This is a genomic window from Buchnera aphidicola (Nurudea yanoniella) (assembly GCA_039829995.1).
Taxonomy (GTDB): Bacteria; Pseudomonadota; Gammaproteobacteria; order Enterobacterales; family Enterobacteriaceae; genus Buchnera_B; species Buchnera_B aphidicola_AV.
This window is the reverse complement of sequence record CP140036.1, coordinates 302,311-326,234: the sequence shown is the minus strand read 5'-3', so window position 1 is coordinate 326,234 and position 23,924 is coordinate 302,311. Positions and strand designations below refer to the sequence as shown.

19 protein-coding genes and 1 pseudogene are annotated in these 23,924 nt (G+C 23.7%); 6 read left to right on the top strand and 14 right to left on the bottom strand.

Annotated features, from left to right (window positions below):
- Positions 1–126: 126 nt before the first annotated feature.
- Complete coding sequence (gene tpiA, locus U0T64_01450; GenBank protein XBC41040.1) at positions 127–912, top strand: triose-phosphate isomerase; 786 nt, start codon at positions 127–129, stop codon at positions 910–912.
- A gap of 9 nt (positions 913–921) precedes the next feature.
- On the opposite strand, the gene U0T64_01445 is transcribed toward tpiA, so the two are convergent.
- The 3 genes from U0T64_01445 to gpmA form a co-directional block, all read right to left on the bottom strand.
- Positions 922–1,716, bottom strand: coding sequence for an aquaporin (locus U0T64_01445; protein ID XBC41039.1), 795 nt, complete (start codon positions 1,714–1,716; stop codon positions 922–924).
- 103 nt (positions 1,717–1,819) lie between these two features.
- Positions 1,820–2,782, bottom strand: a complete 963-nt coding sequence (gene pfkA, locus U0T64_01440) for a 6-phosphofructokinase (protein XBC41038.1) — start codon at positions 2,780–2,782, stop codon at positions 1,820–1,822.
- Positions 2,783–2,945: 163 nt separating this feature from the next.
- Positions 2,946–3,641, bottom strand: a complete 696-nt coding sequence (gene gpmA, locus U0T64_01435) for a 2,3-diphosphoglycerate-dependent phosphoglycerate mutase (GenBank protein ID XBC41037.1) — start codon at positions 3,639–3,641, stop codon at positions 2,946–2,948.
- An 822-nt stretch (positions 3,642–4,463) separates the two neighbouring features.
- Between gpmA and U0T64_01430 the strand changes: the two genes are divergently transcribed.
- Entirely contained in the window at positions 4,464–4,958 is a 495-nt protein-coding gene (locus tag U0T64_01430) for an OmpA family protein (protein ID XBC41036.1), read from the top strand.
- An 81-nt stretch (positions 4,959–5,039) separates the two neighbouring features.
- Here the strand turns inward: U0T64_01430 and sucB are convergent, their stop codons facing one another.
- The 4 genes from sucB to phrB form a co-directional block, all read right to left on the bottom strand.
- On the bottom strand, positions 5,040–6,245 hold the full coding sequence (sucB, locus tag U0T64_01425; GenBank protein XBC41035.1) for a dihydrolipoyllysine-residue succinyltransferase: 1,206 nt from the start codon (positions 6,243–6,245) through the stop codon (positions 5,040–5,042).
- 16 nt (positions 6,246–6,261) lie between these two features.
- A complete protein-coding gene (locus tag U0T64_01420) occupies positions 6,262–9,015 on the bottom strand; it encodes a 2-oxoglutarate dehydrogenase E1 component (protein XBC41034.1) in 2,754 nt (917 codons plus the stop codon).
- Positions 9,016–9,168: 153 nt separating this feature from the next.
- Positions 9,169–9,912, bottom strand: a complete 744-nt coding sequence (locus U0T64_01415; GenBank protein ID XBC41033.1) for a Nif3-like dinuclear metal center hexameric protein — start codon at positions 9,910–9,912, stop codon at positions 9,169–9,171.
- A 16-nt stretch (positions 9,913–9,928) separates the two neighbouring features.
- Entirely contained in the window at positions 9,929–11,362 is a 1,434-nt protein-coding gene (phrB, locus tag U0T64_01410; GenBank protein XBC41032.1) for a deoxyribodipyrimidine photo-lyase, read from the bottom strand.
- A gap of 357 nt (positions 11,363–11,719) precedes the next feature.
- Between phrB and fldA the strand changes: the two genes are divergently transcribed.
- On the top strand, positions 11,720–12,235 hold the full coding sequence (fldA, locus tag U0T64_01405) for a flavodoxin FldA (GenBank protein ID XBC41031.1): 516 nt from the start codon (positions 11,720–11,722) through the stop codon (positions 12,233–12,235).
- Positions 12,236–12,365: 130 nt separating this feature from the next.
- Here fldA and gap read toward each other — a convergent pair whose 3' ends face one another.
- From gap to U0T64_01380, 5 genes are all read right to left on the bottom strand, one after another.
- A complete protein-coding gene (gene gap / locus U0T64_01400) occupies positions 12,366–13,358 on the bottom strand; it encodes a type I glyceraldehyde-3-phosphate dehydrogenase (protein XBC41030.1) in 993 nt (330 codons plus the stop codon).
- A 158-nt stretch (positions 13,359–13,516) separates the two neighbouring features.
- On the bottom strand, positions 13,517–13,675 hold the full coding sequence (locus U0T64_01395; GenBank protein ID XBC41029.1) for a hypothetical protein: 159 nt from the start codon (positions 13,673–13,675) through the stop codon (positions 13,517–13,519).
- A gap of 70 nt (positions 13,676–13,745) precedes the next feature.
- Positions 13,746–14,984 carry an FtsX-like permease family protein gene (locus tag U0T64_01390; protein XBC41028.1) on the bottom strand — a complete coding sequence of 413 codons (1,239 nt, stop codon included), beginning with the start codon at positions 14,982–14,984 and terminating at the stop codon, positions 13,746–13,748.
- Positions 14,985–14,999: 15 nt separating this feature from the next.
- The gene (locus U0T64_01385) at positions 15,000–15,677 is read right to left on the bottom strand and encodes an ATP-binding cassette domain-containing protein (GenBank protein XBC41027.1); all 678 of its coding nucleotides are present in this window, start codon (positions 15,675–15,677) and stop codon (positions 15,000–15,002) included.
- Positions 15,670–16,872, bottom strand: coding sequence for an FtsX-like permease family protein (locus U0T64_01380; protein ID XBC41026.1), 1,203 nt, complete (start codon positions 16,870–16,872; stop codon positions 15,670–15,672). The genes U0T64_01385 and U0T64_01380 overlap by 8 nt, the downstream gene beginning before the upstream one ends.
- Before the next feature lie 652 nt (positions 16,873–17,524).
- On the opposite strand from U0T64_01380, the gene pgl reads away from it, so the two are divergent.
- Positions 17,525–18,520, top strand: a complete 996-nt coding sequence (gene pgl / locus U0T64_01375; protein ID XBC41025.1) for a 6-phosphogluconolactonase — start codon at positions 17,525–17,527, stop codon at positions 18,518–18,520.
- Between the two features lie 47 nt (positions 18,521–18,567).
- Here pgl and bioA read toward each other — a convergent pair whose 3' ends face one another.
- The gene (gene bioA / locus U0T64_01370; protein ID XBC41024.1) at positions 18,568–19,860 is read right to left on the bottom strand and encodes an adenosylmethionine--8-amino-7-oxononanoate transaminase; all 1,293 of its coding nucleotides are present in this window, start codon (positions 19,858–19,860) and stop codon (positions 18,568–18,570) included.
- Positions 19,861–19,934: 74 nt separating this feature from the next.
- Between bioA and bioB the strand changes: the two are divergent.
- A pseudogene (gene bioB, locus U0T64_01365) lies at positions 19,935–20,852 on the top strand (biotin synthase BioB).
- 953 nt (positions 20,853–21,805) lie between these two features.
- Positions 21,806–22,483, top strand: a complete 678-nt coding sequence (gene bioD, locus U0T64_01360) for a dethiobiotin synthase (GenBank protein ID XBC41505.1) — start codon at positions 21,806–21,808, stop codon at positions 22,481–22,483.
- Between the two features lie 102 nt (positions 22,484–22,585).
- Here bioD and glyA read toward each other — a convergent pair whose 3' ends face one another.
- The gene (gene glyA, locus U0T64_01355) at positions 22,586–23,845 is read right to left on the bottom strand and encodes a serine hydroxymethyltransferase (GenBank protein ID XBC41504.1); all 1,260 of its coding nucleotides are present in this window, start codon (positions 23,843–23,845) and stop codon (positions 22,586–22,588) included.
- Positions 23,846–23,924: the final 79 nt, after the last annotated feature.

The following is a 23,924-nucleotide window of genomic DNA, read 5'->3' as shown; positions in this document are numbered from 1 at the left end:
GTGTGAATAAGTAATAGGTTTTGAGAAATTTATTTTTAAATGATAAAATTTATAATTTAATTCTACGGTATGTGCTTAAATGTTTTTAATAAGTAACTTATTTACAATTTCGAGTAAATTTTAACAATGAAAAAAAAAATTATTGTAGCTAATTGGAAATTAAATGGAAGTATAGCATTGCTAAATGATGTATTAAAACCTATAGCTAACTTTGTTAATTCTCATGAAATATATTCAAAATTAATTATTGCTCTGCCTTTTGTATATTTATATCCAGCATATAATATTGTTATGGACACAAAAGTTATAATCGGAGCACAAAACGTTGATATACATCCTTACGGTGCTTTTACTGGAGAAATATCAGCTAATATGTTAAATGATATTCATATAAAATTTGTTATAATAGGACATTCTGAAAGAAGATTGTATCATAAAGAAAATAACCAATTAATTGCAGAAAAATTTAAAATAGTTAAAAACTCTGGATTAATTCCAATATTGTGTATTGGAGAAACTGAAAAAGATCATAGTCTTTTTATGGCTAAAAAAATATGTCGAGAACAAATTGATGAAATAATACATTTATTAGGGGAAAAAGCTTTTAATAATACAATTATTGCTTATGAACCTGTATGGGCTATTGGATCAGGAAAAACACCATCTTCTAACTTCATAAAAGAAGTATGTGATTTTATAAAAGTTTACATTTTAAATAAACAAAATATAAATGAAAATTCATTTTTTATTCAATATGGCGGTTCGGTTAATGAAAAAAATATTCAAGAAATATGTAATATTTCTAGCATCGATGGAGTTTTAGTTGGATCAGCATCATTGTTACTTGACTGTTTTTTAAAAATATTAACTATAGTATCTAAAGAATATCAAAAATCATTTTTAAACTGTTAAAGTATTTAATTAAATTTTAAATTTAATAAATTTATAGAAGCAAACAGACATAATAGTACCAAAAATAGTTCCAAGAATAGGTATAATAAAACTAGTTATACCTACTCCACCTGTAAATGCCATATTCCCCCACCCTGAAAAATAAATAAACAATCGAGATCCAATATCTTGTGCAGGATTTAAAGTAAAAGCAGTTAAGGGAGAAATTATAATATTTAGTATAAATATCAACGTACCTATCAATATAGGAGAAAGGATATTGTTAGAGATAAAAAACTTTTGTTGACTTTTAAGAAAAATAATAATTAAAACAAATATAAAAGTAATGATAGTTTCTATTACAAAAATATTTTTTATATCTATATTTTTATTTGGAAAAAAAGAGAAAATAGAAGCTAAACTTAAACTATCTATACTACCTCTTAAAATTTTATTTTGTTTTTCAAATTTTATCAATATATCATAATATGATTCGTAAACTATAACGGAAGAAAAGAAAGATCCTAATGTTTGAGATATAATGTAAGGTATTATTTTATTTTTTTTAAAATTAAATAATAAGAAAAACGAAAGAGTAATAATGGGATTTAAATGTACTTTAGAAGATATAAAGGAACTAAGATATATTGCAGTACATGTACTTATCCCTAAAATACAACTGAATTCCCATAAACTATTTTCAGATTTATATATTAATTGCATTAATGCAATATAGCTAGAATTAAAAAAAACTATTAATCCTGTACCAAGAAATTCAGAAATACATTCTACTAGTAATATAATTTTTTGATTTACATTACTCATTTTTAGATTCCTTTGGTATAGGATTAAATGTCAAATTAATACTTTATAATACGAAATAATAAAATTTTATATATTTACACATTAACATATTTAATATTATTTATTAATATAATTTTTTTGCAGTAACTAGCCAATCGAATTTGAAGGGTCTTTTCATATTTTTTAATGCATCTGTAATATCATGATTTACTATTTTTTCATTTCTAATTCCTATGCATCTTCCTTGGTATCCTTGTAATAACAGTTCTACAGCATATTCGCCCATTCTCGATGCCAATATCCGATCAAATGCTCTTGGAGCTCCACCTCTTTGTATATGTCCTAAAATTGTTGCACGGGTTTCTCTTTGTGTTTCTTTCTGGATATATTTAGCAAGTTTTTCAACATCACAAATGCACTCAGTAATTGCAACTATTGCGTGTTTTTTCCCTTTTTTTATTCCTGTTTTAATTTCTTTTATTAACTCATTTCGTACATATTTAATTTCAGGAAGTACAATAAACTCACAACCTCCTGCTATAGCAGCAGCCAATGTTAAATCTCCACAATTTCGTCCCATAACTTCTACTATAGAAATTCTTTGATGTGAAGAAGATGTATCACGTAACCTATCAATTGCTTCTACTACTGTTTCTAATGCTGTATAATATCCTATTGTATAATCAGTTCCTGCTACATCATTATCAATGGTTCCTGGTATGCTAATACAAGGAAATCCCATGTCTGTTAATTTCTTTGCACCTATATATGATCCCCCACCCCCAATAACTACTAAAACATCTATATTACGTTTTTTCATATTTTGAATCGAAGTTAATCTTATTTCTTTTTTAACAAAATCAGGAAATCGAGCAGATCCAAGGAATGTTCCTCCTCTATTAATCATATCAGAAACACTAAATCTATCTAAAATAGTTATTCTATCTTCATAAAGTCCTCGATATCCATCATATATTCCAATTATTTCTAAATTTTTTCTTAATGCAGTTCTTACTACTCCTCTAATTGCTGCATTCATCCCTGGAGAATCCCCCCCACTAGTTAGTACACCAATTTTTTTAATCATTTCATTCTCTAAAATAATCAATATTAAATTTTATATGTATGTTACTTAAATTAACATAAAAAGTTAGAAATTTTACCATATATGAATGGGATGTTTAAAAAAACTTTAGTGAAGATAATTTAACAATGCATATATTTTTAAAAATATTAAAATTGCTAATAAATTACTGTAAACAATAATATTTTATCGGTTCAAACTGATAATTAAATTCATATACTATAGGTGCACCAGTTATTATATTTAAATGCATGATGTCTTCATCACTCATATTATCTAAATATTTAATTAATGCACGAAGGGAATTTCCGTGTGCTGTTATAATTATTTTTTTTTTCTTTTTTAAATTAGGGAAAATAACATTTTTCCAAAAAGGGATTACTCTCTTAGAAGTAGCTTGTAAACTCTCGGATAATGGAATGTCATTTAAACTCATATCGGAATATCTTGGATTTAACGATAGTACTTTTCTTTCAGATAAATCTGCCTCTGGGGGATAAACATGAAATCCTCTTCTCCATTGTTGTACTTGAGCATTTCCATATTTTTTTATTACTTCATCTTTATTTAATCCTTGCAAAGCACCGTAATGACGTTCATTTAAACGCCAAGTTTTTTTAACTGGAATCCATGATTGATCCAAATATTTTATTATAGTCCAGAGAGTATGAATGGATCGTTTTAAAATAGAAGTATATGCATAGTTGAAACTAAAACCATTTGATTTTAATATTTTAGCACATTTTATCGCTTCAATAATACCTGTTTCTGATAAATCTATATCTTTCCATCCTGTAAATCTATTTAATTGATTCCATTGGCTTTCGCCATGTCGCATTAAAATAAGTTTATATATTTTCATAATATTATAACCTTTTAATTATATATGATAAACAAATTTTTATTTTTTACAATATTTTATAACTATAATTATGTATAATATAAATATATTTTATATATACTTTTAACCCTTAATTTTTTGATAAATAAAAGTTAATTGTAAATTGAAGAATTATAGTGTATACATATTATATTATTAATTAAGTCTATTAAAGATAAATGTTAAATTTTATATAAAAATTTTTTATTTTTTTAAAATATTTTTATAAATTTTAAAAAAATTAATTTATAAAAATTCAAATATTTATTTAATTTTAAATTAAAACTACGAATTAAAATTTAATAATTGAAAACATTTATATATTTGTTGTTTAAAATATTTTTTTGTTTTATGATTTATAAATATTTATCAGATTAAATCAATTTTTGCGTTATCTTGGTTGAAAATATAAATTATTGAATTTTTCGCTTTTTAAGAATAATTTTTAAAAAATTAAAAATATTATAGTTTATTTAAATAAATTAATTATTCAAATTTTTACCGAACATTAATTTATACTATTATTGTACACAATTTAATTTTTTGTATGTATATACAAGTATATAAGATATTATACGGAATTATTTTTTAAAATAGCTACTATACAATATAGTAAAAATAAAATATATTTATAGTTTCATAATTATTTACACATTTTTGTATAAATATTTAAAATACACTTTAAATTAATATAAAATATATATTAAATTCCTTAGATGTTTTACACTGCATTAGTAAAAATTTCTCCTAAATTATATAAAATACAAAAATTACAAAAAATATATTGAAACATAGGAACTATGAATGAAATTAAATAAAATTTTAAAAATTATAACTTGTGTTGTACCAGCAATGATAATGTTCTCGTGCAGCTTTCAAAAAAATAAACTTAATGAAGCAATTCCTGATAAAAATCACCAATCTACTCATTCCCAAGCAAATATTAATTTATCCGATCCATCAGAAGTATTAAAACAAGATAACATTATTTATTTTGATTTAAATAAATTTAATGTTAACTCAAAATTTTCGAAAATATTAAACAATACTATTATATTTTTGCACAATCATCCTGATGTTAATATTATTATTGAAGGTCATACCGATAAAAGAGGTTTAAATAAGTATAATATTGAATTAGGAAAACGTCGTGCAAATGCAGTAAAAATATACTTAGAAAGTAAAGGTATATCTTCTAAGCAAATTTCTATAATATCTTACGGTGCAGATAAACCAGTTGATAACGGAGATACAGAAGATGCTTATTCAAAAAATCGACGCGCAGTTATAGTATATTAATAGAAATAATTTATATATTGGTGCTAAGATTTATCATAGCACCAAAAATTTTAGATTTATTTTTAAAATTTAATTTATATGTCAAATACTCAATGAAATTCGATTAAAGTCTTCTAATAGTTCTTTTATTCTTAATAAAAAACCTACTGATTCTTTTCCATCTATCAAACGGTGATCATATGTTAATGCTAAATACATCATAGGAAGTATTTTTATATTTCCGTTTACTACCATGGGTCTTTCTTTAATAACGTGTATTCCTAAAATAGCAGATTGAGGTGGATTTATTATAGGTGTAGAAAATAGAGAACCGAAAACTCCGCCATTAGTAATAGTAAAATTGCCTTCTTTTAAATCATTTATAGTAAGTTTAGAATTTTTTCCTTTTATAGCTAATTCTCGAATGGTTCTTTCAATATCAGACATGCTCATTAAATCTACATTTTTTAAAATAGGTGCTACTAATCCTCGAGGAGTAGAAATAGCAATATTAATATTAAAGTATTTATAATAAATAATATCATCTTTTTCAATTGAAGCATTAAGATTAGGAAAACTTTTTAATGCTTCAATAACTGCTTTTATATAAAAAGACATTAAACCTAATTTAATTTTATATTTTTTTTCAAACAGTTCACCATATTTTTTTCTTAATTTCAAAATTTGTGTCATATTAACTTCATTAAATGTAGTTAAAGAAGCTGAATTATGTTTTGTTTCTAATAATTTCTCAGAAATTTTTTTTCTTAATGTAGTCATTTTAACACGTTCAATTCTTTTATCATGACATTTTTCTATAGATTTATTTTTATCTATATGATCAAGTATATTATTTGTTTGATTACTATTTACATGAATCATTACATCTTCACGTGTAATACGTCCTTTTTCCCCTGTACCTTGTATATAAGTTTTTTGTAAATTATGTTCAGATATTAATCTTCTTATCATAGGACTAATTCGTTCGTGAGAAGAAACTAATTTTTTATTTTCTGTTTCTAACTCTTGATTGGTATTTTTTGATGTTAGATGAGTAGTTTCTAAATTTGACTTAACTAATATTCCTATAATTTGTCCTGAAACAATTTTTTCTCCATTTCTTGAAATAATGTTTTTTAATTGTCCATCGAATAATGATGGAATTTCTAAAACTACTTTATCAGTTTCAATATCTACTAAAACTTCACCTTCTTTTATATGGTCTCCAGGTTTTTTGTGCCAGGTTGCAATTGTAGCTTCGGTAACTGATTCAGGAAGATTAGGAACGAGAATATTAGCTGTATTCATGTATTATCTCTTTATTTTAATTTATATTTAATGCTTCATAAATTAATTTGCTTTGTTGTTTTTTATGAATATTAATATATCCAGTAGCCGTAGACGAAGACGCACGACGTCCTACATAGCTTAAGGAAAATTTTTTAGGTAAAATCTGTATGAGATGATTTTGAATGTATATCCATGCACCTTGGTTAGCAGGTTCTTCTTGACACCATATAATATCAGTACTATGCACATACAATTTTAGTATTTTTAGTAAAATATTTTCAGGAAATGGATATAATTGTTCTATTCGTATGATAGCGATGTTACTTTGTTGATTTTCACGTTTTTGATTTAATAAATCATAATATATTTTTCCAGAACATAAAATTATTCTTTTTACAACTTTTAAATTTGTGCTATCAATTTCGTTAATTACTTTTTGAAAAGTATTATTTGAAAATTCTTTTAAAGATGAAAAAGATAATGAATAACGTAATAGAGATTTCGGAGTCATAATGATTAAAGGTTTTTTACGAATATTTAATGCTTGTCTTCTTAATAATAGATACATTTGCAGAGAAGTAGTTGGCATACAAATTTGTATATTTTTTTCAGAAGAAAGTTGAAGATATCTTTCTATTCGAGATGAAGAATGTTCTGGTCCCTGGCCTTCATATCCATGAGGTAATAACATAATTAAATTACATTTTATTCCCCATTTTTGTTCTCCAGAACAAATAAATTGGTCAATAACAACTTGTGCACCATTTGCAAAATCGCCAAATTGTGCTTCCCAAATAGTCAATGTATTTTTTTGGCTAACAGAATATCCATATTCAAATGCTAATACTGCTTCCTCTGATAATACAGAATTCCAAATATAAAATTTTCCTTGACTAGGATGTATGTTTTGTAATGGAATATATGTAGAACCATTCTTTTGATCATATATAACAGCATGTCTGTGAGAAAAAGTACCTCTACCTACGTCTTCCCCCGAAAGTCTGCAAGAAATTCCTTGATTCAATAAAGAAGCATATGCTAATATTTCTGCTGCACCCCAATCTAAGTGTTTATATCCATCAGCCATTTTTAGTCTTTCATTATATATTTTAAAGACTCTATCATGCATAGAAATATTAGAAGGAATAACATTAATTTTTTTTGCTAAATTTTTTAAAGATATTTCTGAAATATGCTGATCATTTTTTATACATATTTTAGAAAAAGTAGCATTTTTTAAAAAACGATTTTTCTTTGGTATACATTTCTTTTGAACAAATTCTAAATATTGATCATCTAATTTTTTCTTATATTTTTTGATATTAATATTTAAATAATTTTGATTAATTACATTTTTATTTATCAATTGTAAATTGTAAATATTACACAGAGTAGGATGATTTTCAATTTTTGAATACATGATAGGTTGTGTTATAAAAGGATCATCTATTTCATTATGGCCATGTCGTCTATAACAAACAAGATCTATGAATACATCTTTCTTAAAACGATTTTTATAGTCTAGGGCTAAACGTACTACAAATAATGTTGCTTCTGGATCATCTGCATTTACATGAAATATAGGAGATGAGATCATTTTAGCAACATCAGTACAATATCTGCTACTTCTTAAATCTTTGGTATCAGATGTAGTAAAACCTATTTGATTATTAATTACTATGTGCAGACTTCCATACACTGTATAACCATTAACACGAGACATATTTAATGTTTCTTGTACTACTCCTTGTCCTGAAATAGATGCGTCTCCATGTAATATCAAAGCCAGGACACTATTTGTATTTGTAATATCTTGATATGCTCGAGCAGAACCAAGAACTACTGGATTAACAATTTCTAAATGTGATGGATTAAATTTCAGATCTAAATTAATAGATCCACATGCAGTAGTTTTGCGTTCTTTAAAACCCATATGGTATTTTACATCTCCATTTTTAAGATATTTTGTTATATCCATATCAGAAAATTCATTAAATATTTCTTTAATAGGTTTATTTAAAACATTAGTTAGTACATTTAATCTTCCGCGATGAGCCATACCTAATATTATTCTATTAACATTGAATTGATAAACGTAATTAATTATTTCATGTAACATAGGTATTAACGATTCTGATCCTTCTAAAGAAAATCGTTTTGAACCTGGAAATTTAATGGAAAAATATTTTTCTAATGTTTCTGCTGAAATCAAATTTTTTAATAAGTTTTTTTTTTCCTTGTCCACAAAAATATGTTTTTTAAAATCACGTTCGATATAATTTTGTATCCATATTTTTTCATTTTCACAATCAATATGCATATATTCATACCCTATACTATTACAGTATATTTTATATAATGTAGAATATAATTGTTTTAAAGTGATAGTATTATATGAAAATTTAGATAATTTTATAGAAAACTTGATTCTAGAGATGTTAAAACATCCTTTTTTTAAAAAATTATTTAAAGGTGGAAAAAATTTTTTTTTGTTCAAATTTAATGGATCTAAATTTGAAAATTTATGTCCATATTTTCGGAAAGTATTAATAATAGTATATGCTATATGTCTAATATTTTCTTCGATATAAAAATTTTCTTTATTATTTTTTTTTATTGGTACTTCAAGATCTAATTTTTTAACAAATTCTAAAAAAAAAGCACGCCAAGATTTTTCTATAGATTGAGGATTATTTAAAAATTTTTTATATATATTTTCTAAATAATGCACGTTAGCATTTATTAAAAATGGATACTGTAATTTTCCTTTAAATTCATCTTTTTTCATAATTTTCCTTAGTATAAATAACGTTGTTAAAGATGATATTTAATTTTTCTGAATAATTGTTTATTTAAAAGTAAAAGCTAAGTTTTTAAAAACCTTATTTAAAAGAATTAATATCTCAGGTTTTTAATTATAGTTTAAACATTAGAAATGCAATTATATTGGATTATGAATATCAAAAAATATAGCGTCTAAATTTGTTTTATTTTTTATCCAATTAGTTAAAGCTATCATTCCCCCACATTCACTAGCATGATGACCAATAGAAAAAAAATGAAAATTTTTCTCTTTAACAACATGAATAGTTTCTTCTGAAACTTCTCCAGTTAAGAATGCATCTACTCCAAATTGAGAAACAACATCTATAAAACCTTGTCCTTTTCCACTACACCATGCAATTTTATAAATAAATTGTGTTGCATTAACTTTATAATGAAAAGGAATTCTATTAAATTTTTTTGTGATGATATTAATCATTTCATGTTCAGTCACTTTTCTTTTTAACATTCCCCATGGAACTAATGGGGATATATATCCTTTTAATTCAACATTTAAAATTTTTCCTATTTGAATATTATTTCCTAATGTGGAATGGAAGTCTAAAGGTAAATGCCAACAATATAAATTTATGTCATTTTTAAGTATCGTTTTTATTCTATCTCTATGTATTCCTTTTATAGTTCTTTCGTTTTTATTCCAAAAATATCCATGATGTACTATAACGGCTTGAGCTTTTTCTTTTACTGCAATATCTAATAGTTCTTGACATGCTGTCACTCCAGTTACAATTTTTTTAACTTCTTCAGTACCTTCTATTTGCAATCCATTTGGGATACAATCTTTATACAAAAAGGAATTTAGTTTTTTATTTATTATGGTTTCTAACTTTATGTTGTTCATGATATTTTATTTAAAATTATAATTTACATTTTGCAAATTTAAATATTTTTAATGCTATTTTTTTTGTTTCAGAAAAACTCACTATTTTTTTTGGATATTTAACTATTTTTTTTGTTTCTTTATTCCATAAACTTGGATTGTGTACTTCAATTGCAGATAATTTTTTTAATTCAGGAATATATTTTTTAATAAATGTGCCATTTTTATCAAATTTTTTAGATTGTAGTAAAGGATTAAATATTCGAAAATATGGAATATTATTCAACCCTACTGAAGCAATCCATTGCCATCCACCGTTGTTTAATGCTGTATCTCCGTCTATTAATTTTGACATAAAGTATTTTTCTCCCTCCCTCCAATTTATTAATAAATTCTTAACTAAAAAACTAGAAGTAATCATTCTTAAACGATTATGCATCCATCCCATTTGATTTAATTGTTTCATAGCAGAATCTATAATAGGAAAACCTGTTTCTCCTTTTTTCCATGCATTTAAATTTTTTTTGTTTTTTTCCCATTTTATATTTTTTTCCCAATCGCATAACACTTGTTGTTTACTCAATTTAGGATAAAAATATAACAAATGTTTAAAAAATTCACGCCAAATTAATTCGTTAATCCAAGAACAATTTTCAACAAACTTTTTATATTTTGTATAGGAATAATATTTATGCAAAATTAAAAAACAACGTATTGGAGACAATATACCAATAGAAAAATAAACAGAAAGCATACTAGTACTATTTAAAGAAAAATAATTACGGTTTATATCATAATCATTAAATTTTCTTTTAAGAAAAAATTTAAGTTTTTTGATTGCTTTTAGTTCTCCTATCGGAAAAATCTGTGTATTAAATTTTTCAAAAGGAAATTTAAATATTGGAATATGAAAATGTGATGTATCTATAATAGTATTTTGTCTTTTGAGTATAGTTAATGACACTAATTTTTTTTGTAGTAATATTAAAATACATTTTTTTTTAAAATTACTGTATTTCGAATACATATTCCCCTTTATATTTTTAATAGTTCCGGGAGTTATTAATGTAGAACTATGAAATCCATATGAAGATATTTTATAATTTTTAAGTTTTTTTTCTACTAAAATATCCCGTTGTTTTTCAAAAAATCCATATTCATAGTTATAATATAAGTTATCTATTTTTTTTTTTTTGCAAAATTCAGTAATATATTTAATTGATTGTAGAAATGTAGTAGATTCGTGAAAATACAAAAAAATATTTAATTTCATTAGATCTTTTTTAAGAATAACTAAACTGTTATATATAAATTTGGATTTTTTATAAGATATAGAATGAAATTTCCATTGCGCTGGAACGAAAACAAATAAACCAAGTATTATAGATTTTTCATTTTTGCAAGCAGAATACAGTGCTAAGTTATCGCGTATACGTAAATCATTGCGAAACCATACAAGATTTGTAATCATTTTTATTTTTTTAATGAGGTTATTTAAATATTTTAAATTTATAATTAAATAAAACTTTAGTTATTTTAATATTTTATGTTTAATTTTATATGATGTGTCATAATTGATTATAAAATTATAGTTATTTTATATATTAACAAAATAGAATTACTATTACTAATATAAAAATAGATTATTTCAAATATTTATTTAAACTATAATTTATGAATTTACATAAAAAACAATTATTTATATGTAATACGTTTGTGATATTTTAATAAAATTGATTAATAAATATTTAAATATTAAAAACATTAAGTATATACTTAAATTATATAAGAATAATGTAAATTTTTGTTTAAAAGGGAATTTTGTGTAATGAAAGATATAGGTATTTTTTTTGGAAGTGATACGGGAAATACGGAAAATATTGCAAAATACATTCAAAAAAAAATTGGGAGCAATATTTCTGTTATTCATGATATTTCTAATACAAAAAAAGAAGACATAGAACAATATAAAATTATTATACTAGGAACATCGACTTGGTATTATGGAGAACTTCAATGTGACTGGGATGATTTTTCTTCAACTTTAAGAAAGGTAAATTTTTTTAACAAAACTGTGGCTTTTTTTGGTTGTGGAGATCAAGAAGATTATTCTGAATATTTTTGTGATGGTATTGGAATATTATTTAACATTATAAAAAAATTACATGTAAATTTCATTGGAAAATGGCCTACTAAAGGTTATTCTTTTGATAGTTCTAAAGCTTTGTATAATAAAACACAATTTTTAGGATTAGTTATTGATGAAGATCGACAGCCAGAAAAAAGTGAAAAAAGAATAAATATATGGATTCAACAGTTAAAAAAGGAAATTCACATAAAATAAAATTGTATATAGTTTAAATGTTTAAAATTCTTTAAAATATTAAATTTATAGAAATTTCATACTGACATTATAGGATTATAATGTCAGTATGAAATTTGTATAAATTGTATAGAATATACTTATAAAATGTTTAATAAATTAATTCTACTAAATCTAATACTTTACTAGAATATCCAGTTTCATTATCATACCATGCTATCAATTTCATAAAATTGTTATTTAAAGACAATCCTGCAGTCGCATCGAAAATAGAAGTAAGCTCGCTTCCATTAAAATCAGTAGATACAACTTTATCTTCAGTATAACCAATAATATTTTTCATGTGTTCTATAGAAGCAGACTTTATTGTGTTACATATTTCTGAATAAGTAGTAGATTTTTTTAAACGAATAGTTAAATCTACAACTGATACATTAGCTGTAGGGATGCGAAAAGCTAGTCCAGTTAATTTTCCATAAAGTTCAGGAAGAACTTTTCCTACAGCTTGCGCTGCACCTGTAGTTGATGGAATGATATTTTGAAGGGCACTTCTACCGCCTCTCCAATCTTTATGAGATAAACCGTCGACAGTTTTTTGAGTAGCTGTAGTAGCATGTACTGTGGTCATTAGACCTTCTATAATACCAAATTCATCATTGATAACTTTTGCTATTGGGGCTAGACAATTAGTTGTACAAGATGCATTAGATACTATTTTTTGTCCGGAATATTTGTGAAAATTTGCTCCTCGAACGAACATTCGAGTATCGTCTTGAGACGGACCTGTAATTACTACTTTTTTAGCACCTGATTGTATATGTTTGTAAGCATCTTTAGACGTTAAAAAAATTCCTGTAGATTCTACTACTACATCGATATTAAAGTCTCCCCATAACAAATTTTCTGGATTTTTTTCATTAGTTATGTGAATATTTTTATTATTCACAATAAGAATATTGTTTTTTATTTGAACTGTTCCAGAAAAAATACCATGTGTAGAATCATATTTCAACATGTATTCCATATATTTTATGTCAATAAAATCATTTATAGCTAGTATTTCAATATCAGGACGTAATTGAGCTAATCTAAAAACCATTCTTCCTATTCTTCCGAATCCATTAATACCTATTTTAATTGTCATTTTTTTGCCAGCTATTATTATAAAAATAAAAATTTAAGAAAACACGAGTTTATTTAAAATAATCGAAATCTTTTAATTGATTTTAATACAAATCAAATTTTTCTAAAAATTTTTAAATCAAAAATTTGTATTTATTTAAAAAATATGCAGTAATATTTTTACATAAAAACAGATTTTATTTTATTTAATAAATATTGTGTATTAAAAAATATTTTTTTTATTTCACGTTCAAAAATATTATTTCGGAAACGTTGATGAATTTTTCGTTTGTGTTTTTTATAACGCACGTTTTTAAGTCTTCGATTAATTACCTGCATTATTTACCTTAATAGTTTTTTAGAAGTTCAATATTACTAGAAATAATATTATTTATGTTTAGCTATATTTTTAATACTTTTTTAAAATTTTTGCAGGTTCAATGCTTTTTATGTAATAAGCAGGGAAATAACTAGTTACAAATCCTATTAAAAATAAAATGCAAAATATTGAAATGACATCAACAAAAGAAAGAAAAATAGGAATAAAATCAATAAAATATACAATACTAGATAATAACTTTTTACCAAAAAATTTTTCTATATAATATATGCAATTTTTAATGTTTAATAGTAATATTGTACTTAGAAACAGTGATAAAAATCCAATTTTTAATATAGATTTAATACCATGTATTAAAAATATTATCATAATTGTGCGATTATTCATTCCTAATGTTTTAAATATTGCAAAACTATTAGTTTTTTTTGATATTTCTAAAAAATTTATTGATGATATACTTAAACATGAACTAATAAAAATTAATGTCATAGTGAAATAAATTATAGTTTTTATTAATTTAATATCATGATATATATAATCATATTCAGTTATCCAATTTTTCACAATATAAGTATTAGGTAATTTACTGTGAATAGTTTTAAAAATTTCAGTGTCATTGAGTGGATTTTTTACAAAAATCTCTAATCCTGAAATAGCAGATTTCATCCCGAAACATTTCTGTAAATTCTTCATAGAAACTAAAGCTAGCGTATTATCGATGTTTCCATCTATTTTAAAAATACTTATTACTTTTAAATTAATATATTTATATTGTAAAGTTAAAGAATTATAATTTTTACAAGCAAAAATGTTTATCTGATCCCCTATTTTTATAGATAGAGATTTTGCAATACCGTTACCTAATATTATTTGATTTTTATTTTCATTCATTTGGTGTAATATTTTTATATTAATAAACTTTTTCAGTTTTTTAAAAGCGTATATATCAGAAAAATCCAATCCTCTTAATTGAATTCCCTTTATTCCTTGTGGATGATCAATTAACGCTGTAGTACTTACATATGGCATTACAAACGTAACATTAGTGAATGACTGCAATAAATTTTTTATTTTCTTCCAATTTTTAAATGGTTGATTTATAGGTATAATTTCGCCATGAGGTAGCACTGATAAAATTCTATTATTTAATTCAAACTGAAATCCATTTAAAGCGCTACAACTAACAATTAATATGCATGTTCCTAAAAACACACCAATTTTAGAAAAAAAAGATATCATAGGAATGATACTATCTTTTTTATATTTAGTATTAAATTTTTTAGATATTAAAAAAGACAAATAAATCACCGTATAATTTCCTTTTTAAGCGTTTATTTTATATAATTTCCCAGACTTTAATTCCATTTTTAATGGTATATTTTTAAATAAGAAAACATCATGTGTAACTATTAATACGGCAATATTATATTCGTAATTAAATTTAAATAATAAATCTAAAAAATTTTTAGAATTTTTTTTATCTAAATGACCAGTAGGTTCATCAGCTATAATTAAACTGGGTTTTGTTACTAATGCTCTGGCTATAGCTACTCTTTGACGTTCTCCACCTGACAATTCTGAAGGGAACTGTTTTGCTTTCTCTTCTATTTTGAGTTCTTTTAAAACATTATACGCTTGTTCAAATGCTTTTATTCTATTTTTTTTTTGAATTAATAAAGGCAAAGCTACATTTTCAATAACATCAAAATCTGGAAGTAAATGATGAAGTTGGTATACAAAACCTAAATGATGATTTCTTAAAGCAGATTGTTTTTTATTAGAAATGTTATGAATATTTTGCCCTAAAAAAAAAACTTGTCCTGAATCAGGCACATCTAATCCACCTATAATATGTAATAAAGTACTTTTACCTGATCCAGAAGAACCAGTGATAGACATCATATTTCCTGCCTTTAATTTTAAAGAAATATTCTTTAAGATAGTTTTTTGTAAATAAGATTTGTATATAGAATTGCACTTCAACAAATACAAACTATTCATATGCTAACCTTTGTGATGGATATAATTGAGTTATTTTCCAAGAAGGATAAATAATTGATAAAAAAATGCATGTTATAAATATAAAGTTAATGATTATAATTTGATAAGGAACAATAGAATAAGGAAGATAAAAATCTGTATAAAATTTTTTTAGAATTGAAACAATACCGAAAGTTTCATTCATCATAAAAAAACTGAATAACATACCTAATAATATGCTTAAAATTCCACTCAATAATCCTTGATAGATAAAAATTAACATAATATTCCATTTAGATAAACCTAACGTTTGAAATATAGCAATATCTCTTTCTTTTTCTATAATAAATAAACTAACAAATACCATTAAACTGAAAATAGAAATTAGAATAATTAAACTAAATAATAGTGTCATCATATATTTTTCTATTTTCGCAGCTTGTAATATCTCGCCCTGACTATCTTTCCAGTTTTCTATTTTTAAGCAATTAAGAACATGAAAGTTTTTTAAAAAATTTGTGACATGTAATGGATCTTTTAACCAGATTCGCAGCCCTGTAATGTGATTTTTTGGATATTGTAAAAATTGCGATAAATCTTCCTGATTGACTAGTATCTGATAGTTGTCAACATTATTATTAGTGGAGAAAGTATCGATCAATGTAAATTTGTGATTATTGAGTATACTTTTAAAAAATGAAAATGCATTCGTATTTTTTGTAATTAATCTCAATGTATCACCTATATTAATATTTAATTGGTTCGCTAATCTTTTTCCAATTATTGCATTATAATAGCCCGTTTTTAAATAATTTAAACTATTTTTATTCTTTAAATAAGGTGTGAATTCATTGTATTTTTTGTTTATAGATGTTACTAAACCAATAGACATTGCAAAATTACTTTGAACGATTACATCACGAAAAATCACGTCTGAAATATTTATGACATCATGCGAAACAATATTACTTTTGTCTATATCAAACATGTTCATACTTCCTTTAGAATTACTGATCAAGATATGAGGTACGAACTTTAAAATATTATTTTGTAGTTCATTTTCAAAACCATTCATGATAGAAAGAACAGTAATAACAGAAGATATTCCAAATGACATAATAACAATAGATAATATTCCAGTAAATTTATTAAAAATTTTTTTAGAAAAACTAAAAAGATAGCGAGAACCTATGAAAAATGAAATAAATAAATTCATATATGTATTTTTTATAAAGCTTTATTTATGAAAAAGTAAATATTTTTATTATTAACTTTGATAAATTATGATGTAATATAACTAAAATTAAATTACATATTTTATTCTTTTATACTTAAAAACTATAAATACATTTTTACCTATTTATAATGATAAACTTTTATTTAAAAAATATATTAAATATCAAAATACAATTTGATAATAAATAATGTTAAAATATTTTTTGATAAAAGTTAACTTATAATAAATTTTAAATATAAAAAATAAATTTACAAATTTATTTTCAAGATTATATAAAACGTTAAAAAATACTATAACAAAAATTCAAAAAAAATGTGTGTATTATTAAATTATATTTAATATTTTATGCGAAAATAAATATATCTTGAATGAAATTTGTTTAAAATATTTTTATTATTTTAAATAGTTTTAATATTATAAAATTAATATTTCACTTATATATTAAATTAAATTAAAATAATTCGTTTTTTGAATATTTAAACACTTTTTATAAAGATTTGCATAAACGCTTTTAACATATTCATATAAGTATTATAAAAAATTGTTTAAATTTGTTTTTTAATATTTCAATAAATTTATGCTCAAAAAAATAAATACTATTATTTTTTTAAATTAGGAATAATAAAATATTATGAATCAAACAGTCTATATTTCTAGTGCAAACAGCCAACAAATTGAAGTATGGAAATTAAATTCCAATTTATCTCTCAATTTAATCCAAATTTTAAAAACAGATGGAGAACCTCAATCTATTATTATTTCTAACAGTAAAAATTGTTTGTATGTAGGAATTCGTCCTAAATTTCATATTTGTTCATATAAAATTGATATAGATGGAACTTTGATAGAAATTGGAAAAACAAATATTTTACATAATATTAACCACTTTGAATTAGATAAAAACGAAAATTACTTGTTTTCTAGCTCGTATCATTTTAATTGTATTAGTGTTTCTCCAATAAATTCGTTTGGAATTCCTCAACCTTCCATACAAACTATATATAAAATAAATGGGTGTCATGCATCACAAATGCATGATAATAATATCTATTTATTTGTATCATCTCTTCGAGGAAATCGAATTTATTTATATAATTTTACTGATGAAGGTATATTATTAAGAAATAAGAAAACATTTATACCTCTAGAAAACAATTCTGGACCAAGACATATGCTTTTTCAAAGCAGTCTTAATCGTTTATTTAGTGTGAATGAATTAAATGGAACTGTAAGTATTTGGAATATCGATAAATTATGCAAAAATATAAATTTATTAAAAAACATAAATATTATACCTAATTCCAAAGTTAATCCTGCATGGTCTTCAGATATACATATTTCGCCATGTGAAAAATATTTATATGCATCTGATAGAAATAGTAATCATATTGCAATTATAAAAAATTCTAAAAACATTACTGATATAAAAGTTATAAAATATGTTTTAACGGAAATACAACCTAGATCTTTTGGAATTGATCAAACAGGAAAATGTTTGATTTCTATTGGAGAAAAATCAAATAAAATGAGTATATATTCCTTAGATAATACCACTGGATTTTTAAAATTTAAAAATAGATATCCAACTGGAAACAGACCTGTATGGATATCGATTCGTTCGATATAATTGCAATAAAATGAAATATATTATCAGTATCATTGATCACTCAAAATTTATTTCATAAAAAATTTTTTTTCGTCCAATGCAATTGAAATAACATATATAAGTTTTCTTAAAGATTCTTCATCAATAATATAAGAAGGAATAAGATATATTATCTTATTAAAAGGTCTAATCCAAACTCCATGTTTTACAAAAAATTTCTGTATACTTTTAATTTTTAAAGTATGCATACATTCTACTACACCAATAGCACCTAACACTCGAACATCTTTCACTTCAGGATGCGTTAACAATGGAAATAAATTTAAACGAAGACAATTTTCTATATTTTTTACTTGTTTTTTCCATATATTCTTTTGTAGTATTTCTATATTTTTATTTGCTACTGCACATGCGAGGGGGTTAGCCATAAAAGTAGGTCCATGCATGAAAGACTTTGATATATTATTATTGCTAATAATATTCGCAATTTTTTTTGTAGTTAATGTAGCAGATAAAGTTATAGTACCTCCTGTTATAGCTTTTCCAATACATAAAATGTCTGGAACAATATTTGCATATTCAAATGCAAAAAATTTTCCAGTTCTTCCAAATCCTGTAGCGATTTCATCTAATATTAATGGAATATTAAATATATTGCATAACGATCTTACTTTTTTTAAAAAATTAGGATGGTAGAAATTCATACCTCCAATACTTTGTACGATAGGTTCTAAAATCACGCCAGCAATAATATCTGCATATTTTTCTATTAATTTATGAAATGAATATATATCCTGTTTGTTCCATTTACTATAAAATGAACATTTAGGAGCATCAGAAAATAAGTTCACTGGTAAAAAACTTTCATATAAAATATGAAAAGAATTAATCGGATCAGATACAGAAAGTGCAGAAAATGTATCACCGTGGTATCCATTTTTAATAGTTAAAAAGGTAATCTTATTTTTACCTAATGATTTCCAATATTGCAATACCATTTTTATTGCTACTTCAATAGCTACAGAACCTGAATCTGAAAGAAAAATGCATTTTAATTTTTTTGGTGTAATTTTTATAAGTTTTCGACATAATGAAATAGCCGGATAGTGAGTTATTCCTCCAAACATAATATGAGACATTCGATTAATTTGCAATTTTAAGGCACGATTTAATTGCGGGTGATTATATCCATGAATAGCAGCCCACCATGAAGACATACCATCAATTAATTTACGACCATTATGTAATTTTAAAAAAACCCCTTTGGCGGATTCTATTAAATAACAAGGCAAAGGATTAATCATTGAACTGTAGGGATGCCAAATATGTTGTTGATCAAATTTTAAATTAAATTTATTCATAATATATGTTAAAAAAAGATTGAGTTATAATTATAAACCTATATTTTACTAAATAAATATCTTTTGGAACAAAAATGAAAAAACAATGGGATTTTAAACAAGTCAAATTTTTATTTGATTCACCTTTTTTTGATGTTTTATTTTCTGCTCAAACTGTTCATAGGAAAAACTTTGATCCAAATAAAATTCAAATAAGTACTTTATTATCGATAAAAACAGGTTTATGTCCAGAAGATTGTAAATATTGCCCTCAAAGTTCTAAATATAAAACAAACATAAAAATAAAAAAATTACTTAAAATAGAAAAAATATTAAAATCTGCAAAAGAGGCTAAAAAAATGGGATCTGAGCGATTTTGTATGGGAGCAGCTTGGAAAAATCCAAAAGATAGAGATATGCCATATTTAGAACAAATCATTGAAGAAATAAAAAAAATGGGAATGGAAACATGTATGACCTTAGGAACTATACAAAAACATCAAGCAAAAAGATTAGCAACAGCAGGATTAGATTTTTATAACCATAATTTAGATACTTCAGAAAACTTTTACAAAAGTATTGTAACAACACGAAGTTACAAAGAAAGATTAGATACATTAAATATAATCAGAGAATCTGGTATAAAAGTATGTTCAGGAGGAATAATAGGATTAGGAGAAACAGTTAAAGATAGAATAGACCTTTTAATACAATTATCTAATTTATCGCAAGTTCCAGAAAGTATACCTATGAATATGCTGGTAAAAACTAAAGGAACACCTATGGAAAATAATAAATCTGTAGATATATTTGATTTTATTAGAGTTATTGCTATAACAAGAATTATGATGCCTACATCTTATATACGTTTGTCAGCTGGTCGAGAAAATATGAATGAACAAACTCAAGCAATGTGTTTTATAGCAGGTGCTAATTCTATATTTTACGGATCTAAGTTATTAACTACTGCTAATCCAAAAAAAGAAAATGATTTAAATCTTTTTAAAAAGTTAGGATTGAATTTAAAATATAATTATATTAATTCAAAAAACGATAAAAATTCAAAAAATATTTTAAAAAAAAACACAATTAAAAAAATAAAAAATTTTTATGAAGCAAAAACATAATCATTTAAAAAATTGTTTGTTATATTAATAAATTTAGAATTAAACAAAAAAATATTTTTATTCTAAAAAATAAAAAATTTTTTATGAAAAAGTAATTTAACTATTAAAAACTATTTTAGTAAAATTGTTGAAAGGAAAAGAATTTTAAGAAAATAATGTACATAAAAATTAATATAAACTAATTTCTATATAATATATTATAATAAAACGGTGGTTTTAAAATATTCAATGAAAATTATTATTGAATTATAAAAATATAAATATTTTTTAATAATTTTTAAAATCACTTAATATTATAAAAAATTTAAAAAATGTACATTTTATTATAAGTATAGATGTTTAAACATAGCATATTTTTAAAAATAATTATTTAAAAAATTTATATATAAATAATATATACAATTTTAATTGTATATTAAATATATTTATAGTTTTTTATATTTTATATTTTAAAAAAATAAATTTATCTCTAAAAATTCTCGTAATAATTGCTAAAAATATATAACATTAACAATATTTTTAATAAATTAAAATAAGTAATAAGATATGTTTTTGTGTTATTTTGAGTTATTATTCTAGTCACAAATGATTATATATTTTTATTGTTTTAAAAATTTTATTAATAATATGAATAATGAAATATGTTTTATTAAATTACATCAATAAAATCTTTACATCTGCCAAGAATAAAATTTTTAATACAAATAGATACTGACTTAATTAACATGCTATATAATTGAAAAAAGGAAAAACTTAAGTATATAATTATTAAAATTTATTTTTATAAAAAATTAAAAAGTACTTTAAAATTTTACATAAAATTTTTGGAAAATATATTCATGAAAAATTTTTGGTTTGTAACTGGTACTGACACAAACGTAGGTAAAACAACATGTAGTATTTTATTATTAATGTTAGCGAAAAATCTTGGATATCATACAGCAGGATATAAACCTGTAGCTTTTGGTTATAATAGTTGTAATAAAAAAAATAATGATGCACTGTTACTACAACGATTTAGTACTGTTAAATTAAATTATACAGAAGTAAATCCGTTTCTTTTTTCTGAATTTATTAGTCCGAATATTGAAAATAAAAAATCTTTTAATCCTATTTGTACTAATATATTATCATCCGGTTTGCATAATTTAAAAAAAAAATCTAATTACATATTAATAGAAGGAGCTGGAGGATGGAATACCCCTTTATCAAATAAAATTACTTTGGCTGATTGGGTGATACAAGAAAAATTAAATGTTATTTTAGTAATTGGTATAAAACTAGGATGTATTAACCACGCTATTTTAACGCAAAAAGCCATTTTAGATGCAAAATTATTTTTTTCAGGTTGGATTGCAAATTATACAACACCTGAAAATGAATATAATTCTGAATACATTTTAATTTTAAAAAAATATTTAAAATCAAAATTTTTAGGAATTGTAAAATATTCTCATTGTTTAGATACTCTTTATAATTCAAAAATTACTGTTCAACTTCCATTAATTAAAAATTAAAATTTAATCAATAAATTTATTATATTCAATGTTTTTTATTTGTAAAAACATTATAATTACTACACCACCTCATTAAGATGGTATAATATATTGCAATATCCATCAAAATTTATAAACAGGAAATTTTAAACATAACTCTAATACTTTTGTTTTTATGTTTAAAATATTTTGAACATTTTTAATGTCATCTAATATATCACAAATCCAATGAGATAAATGAAATACTTCTTTTTCTTTAAATCCTCTCCGAGTAATAGCCGGAGTTCCTAATCGTATTCCTGATGTAATTAATGGACTTTGAGTGTCATTAGGAATGCTATTTTTGTTTACTATGATATTAGCGTTGCTAAGAGCTATCTCTACCTCTTTTCCTGTTAAATTTTTATTAGATAAATTTATTAATAACAAATGATTAAATGTTGTTTCGGAAATTATTTGGTAATTTCTATTTGACAATACTTCTGAAATAAGTTTTGCATTCTTTAATACTTGAGTTTGATATATCTTAAAACTAGGATGCATAGCTTCTTTAAATGCTACTGCTTTAGCTGCAATTATATGCATTAATGGTCCACCTTGACAACATGGAAAGACTGCTGAATCTATTCGTTTATAAAAAGATTCACTATTCTCATTATTTGAAAGTATTAGTCCTCCTCTTGGTCCAGATAAAGTTTTATGAGTAGTAGCAGTTACAATATGTGCATATTTGATAGGATTTGGATATAAATTAACAGCTACTAAACCGGCAATATGTGCCATGTCGACTAAAAAATATGCATGTACTGTATCTGCAATTTCTCTCATTCGTTTCCAGTCACATATTCCAGAATATGAAGAAAATCCTCCAACAATCATTTTAGGTTTATAAATATTAGCTAATTTTTCCATTTGTTTGTAATTAATATTTCCATTATTATCAAGACCGTAAAAAATAGATTTGTATAATTTTCCTGAGAAGTTTACCAATGCACCATGTGTTAAATGTCCACCATGAGAAAGATTCATCCCTAATATTGTATCACCAGGTTTGAGTAACGCGTTATATACGGCAAAATTAGCTTGCGATCCAGAATGAGGTTGCACATTAGCATAATGTGCGTTAAATAAAGACTTTGCACGTGAAATTGCTAAGTTTTCTATCATGTCTACATAATCACAACCTCCATAATATCTTTTTTCAGGATAGCCTTCTGCATATTTATTGGTCAATTTAGAACCTTGCGCCGCCATAACACATAAACTAGCGTAATTTTCTGAAGCGATTAATTCAATATGTTCTTCTTGTCGTTTTTCTTCTTTTTTTATGATCTTCCATAAATCTAAATCAAATTCTTTAATATTTTTAGAAATATTAAGCATAATTTTTGTCCTGTTGAAATATTTATATATTTTAATGTTGTCTCTTAAAAAGATTTATAAGATATAATCTTATTTTAAA